The organism is Blastococcus sp. SYSU DS0533 (assembly GCF_054050775.1).
In genome coordinates this window covers 1-3,355 of the sequence record NZ_JBJGZZ010000030.1, presented here as the reverse complement: position 1 = coordinate 3,355, position 3,355 = coordinate 1, and the positions used below count along the sequence as shown (strand labels likewise).

Sequence of the window (3,355 nt, the reverse complement as noted above, 5' to 3'; positions counted from 1 at the left end):
TGTCCGGCGGCGTCCTACTCTCCCACCCCGTCTCCAGGGCAGTACCATCGGCGCTGAGAGGCTTAGCTTCCGGGTTCGGAATGTTACCGGGCGTTTCCCTCTCGCCATGGCCGCCGTAACTCTGTGAACTTGAACCGGCTGGTTCGTGCGTTCAGAACCGCACAGTGGACGCGAAGCAGTCTTCGTCACGACTTGGCACACAAAGCCCTGGTGGGGTGGTGTGTGTGGTCAAGTCCTCGGCCTGTTAGTACCGGTCAGCTCCACACCTTGCGGTGCTTCCACTTCCGGCCTATCAACCCGCTGGTCTGGGCGGGGGCCTTACCCGGTTGTCCCGGTGAGAGACCTCATCTTGAAGCGAGCTTCCCGCTTAGATGCTTTCAGCGGTTATCCCTGCCGAACGTAGCTAACCAGCAGTGCACCTGGCGGTACAACTGGCACACCAGAGGTTCGTCCGTCCCGGTCCTCTCGTACTAGGGACAGCTCTTCTCAAGTCTCTTACGCGCACGGCGGATAGGGACCGAACTGTCTCACGACGTTCTAAACCCAGCTCGCGTACCGCTTTAATGGGCGAACAGCCCAACCCTTGGGACCTACTCCAGCCCCAGGATGCGACGAGCCGACATCGAGGTGCCAAACCATCCCGTCGATATGGACTCTTGGGGAAGATCAGCCTGTTATCCCCGGGGTACCTTTTATCCGTTGAGCGACACCGCTTCCACATGCCGGTGCCGGGTCACTAGTCCCAGCTTTCGCTCCTGCTCGACCCGTCGGTCTCGCAGTCAAGCTCCCTTGTGCACTTGCACTCGACACCTGATTGCCAACCAGGCTGAGGGAACCTTTGGGCGCCTCCGTTACATTTTGGGAGGCAACCGCCCCAGTTAAACTACCCACCTGACACTGTTCCTGATCCGGATCACGGACCGAGGTTAGACATCCAATTCGACCAGAGTGGTATTTCAACGGCGACTCCACGGACACTGGCGTGCCCGCTTCGCAGTCTCCCACCTATCCTACACAAGCCGAACCGAACACCAATATCAAGCTATAGTAAAGGTCCCGGGGTCTTTCCGTCCTGCCGCGCGTAACGAGCATCTTTACTCGTAGTGCAATTTCGCCGAGCCTGTGGTTGAGACAGCTGAGAAGTCGTTACGCCATTCGTGCAGGTCGGAACTTACCCGACAAGGAATTTCGCTACCTTAGGATGGTTATAGTTACCACCGCCGTTTACTGGCGCTTGAGTTCTGAGCTTCGCCTTGCGGCTAACCCGTCCCCTTAACGTTCCAGCACCGGGCAGGCGTCAGTCCGTATACATCGTCTTACGACTTCGCACGGACCTGTGTTTTTAGTAAACAGTCGCTTCTCACTGGTCTCTGCGACCCCCTCCCGCTGCCCCACGCTAGGTGGTTCACGGGCTGGGGCCCCCCTTCTCCCGAAGTTACGGGGGCATTTTGCCGAGTTCCTTAACCACAGTTCGCTCGATCGCCTCGGTATTCTCTACCTGACCACCTGAGTTGGTTTGGGGTACGGGCCGCTCGGAACTCGCTAGAGGCTTTTCTCGGCAGCATAGGATCATCCAATTCGCCTCAATCGGCTATGCGTCGGGCCTCACCCATGTGTCCGACGGATTTGCCTATCGGACGGGCCACACCCTTGCACCGGTACTACCACTCACCGGTAGGACTACCTTCCTGCGTCACCCCATCGCTTGCCTACTACCAGTCCGGGTCCCCAGCTAGTCCGGTTCGCCCACAAGTGGGCTCCCCGGCGTCGGTGGGTTAGCATCGCTGGGTTCAGCATGGGCGTTCCTTCGCGGGTACGGGAATATCAACCCGTTGTCCATCGACTACGCCTGTCGGCCTCGCCTTAGGTCCCGACTCACCCTGGGCGGATTAGCCTGGCCCAGGAACCCTTGGTCTTCCGGCGGGGGAGGTTCTCACTCCCCTCTCGCTACTCATGCCTGCATTCTCACTCGTGTGGCGTCCACGGCTGGATCACTCCGCCGCTTCCACCGCCACACGACGCTCCCCTACCCATCCACACACCTGGCCGCAGGTTCAAGACCTGCGGCGGGCGATCATGTGAATGCCACGGCTTCGGCGGTGTGCTTGAGCCCCGCTACATTGTCGGCGCGGAACCACTTGACCAGTGAGCTATTACGCACTCTTTCAAGGGTGGCTGCTTCTAAGCCAACCTCCTGGTTGTCTCTGCGATCCCACATCCTTTTCCACTTAGCACACGCTTAGGGGCCTTAGCCGATGATCTGGGCTGTTTCCCTCTCGACTACGAACCTTATCGCCCGCAGTCTCACTGCCACGCTCTCACTTACCGGCATTCGGAGTTTGGTTGACGTCAGTAACCTTGTGGGGCCCATCGGCCATCCAGTGCTCTACCTCCGGCAAGAAACACGTGACGCTGCACCTAAATGCATTTCGGGGAGAACCAGCTATCACCGAGTTTGATTGGCCTTTCACCCCTACCCACAGCTCATCCCCCAGGTTTTCAACCCTGGTGGGTTCGGTCCTCCACGCGGTCTTACCCGCGCTTCAACCTGGCCATGGGTAGATCACTCGGCTTCGGGTCTAGAGCACGCGACTAGAAACGCCCTGTTCGGACTCGCTTTCGCTACGGCTACCCCACACGGGTTAACCTCGCCACGTACCGCTAACTCGCAGGCTCATTCTTCAAAAGGCACGCAATCACCCCTCCACCGAAGTGGATAAGGCTCTCACGGCTTGTAGGCACACGGTTTCAGGTACTATTTCACTCCCCTCCCGGGGTACTTTTCACCTTTCCCTCACGGTACTTGTCCGCTATCGGTCACCAGGGAGTATTCAGGCTTAGCGGGTGGTCCCGCCGGATTCACACCGAATTTCACGGGCTCGGTGCTACTTGGGAAACAAGCTCGGGAGGGACCATGTTTTCGTGTACGGGGCTCTCACCCTCTACGGCGACCCTTTCCAGAGGCCTTCCACTAACACGATCCTTTATGACTCCCCGCACCCCCGGCAGAGGGTGCTGAACTGTCCCACGACCCCGACCACACAACGCCTGCCGGCTATCACATGCGATCGGTTTAGCCTCTTCCGCTTTCGCTCGCCACTACTCACGGAATCACTGTTGTTTTCTCTTCCTGTGGGTACTGAGATGTTTCACTTCCCCACGTTCCCTCCACACGCCCTATGTGTTCAGGCGCGGGTCACACCACATGACTGGTGCGGGGTTCCCCCATTCGGAAATCCTCGGATCAACGCTCGGTTGACAGCTCCCCGAGGCTTATCGCAGCCTCCTACGTCCTTCATCGGCTCCTGGTGCCCAGGCATCCACCGTGTGCCCTTAACAACTTGGCCACACAAAA

Annotated in this window: 2 rRNA genes; both read right to left on the bottom strand. The window is 58.7% G+C overall.

Annotation, left to right across the window (positions count from 1 at the left end):
* Position 1 precedes the first annotated feature (1 nt).
* Positions 2–118 (bottom strand): 5S ribosomal RNA (rrf, locus tag ACI79W_RS20005).
* Positions 119–224: 106 nt separating this feature from the next.
* A 23S ribosomal RNA gene (locus tag ACI79W_RS20000) occupies positions 225–3,347 on the bottom strand.
* Between the last annotated feature and the right edge of the window lie 8 nt (positions 3,348–3,355).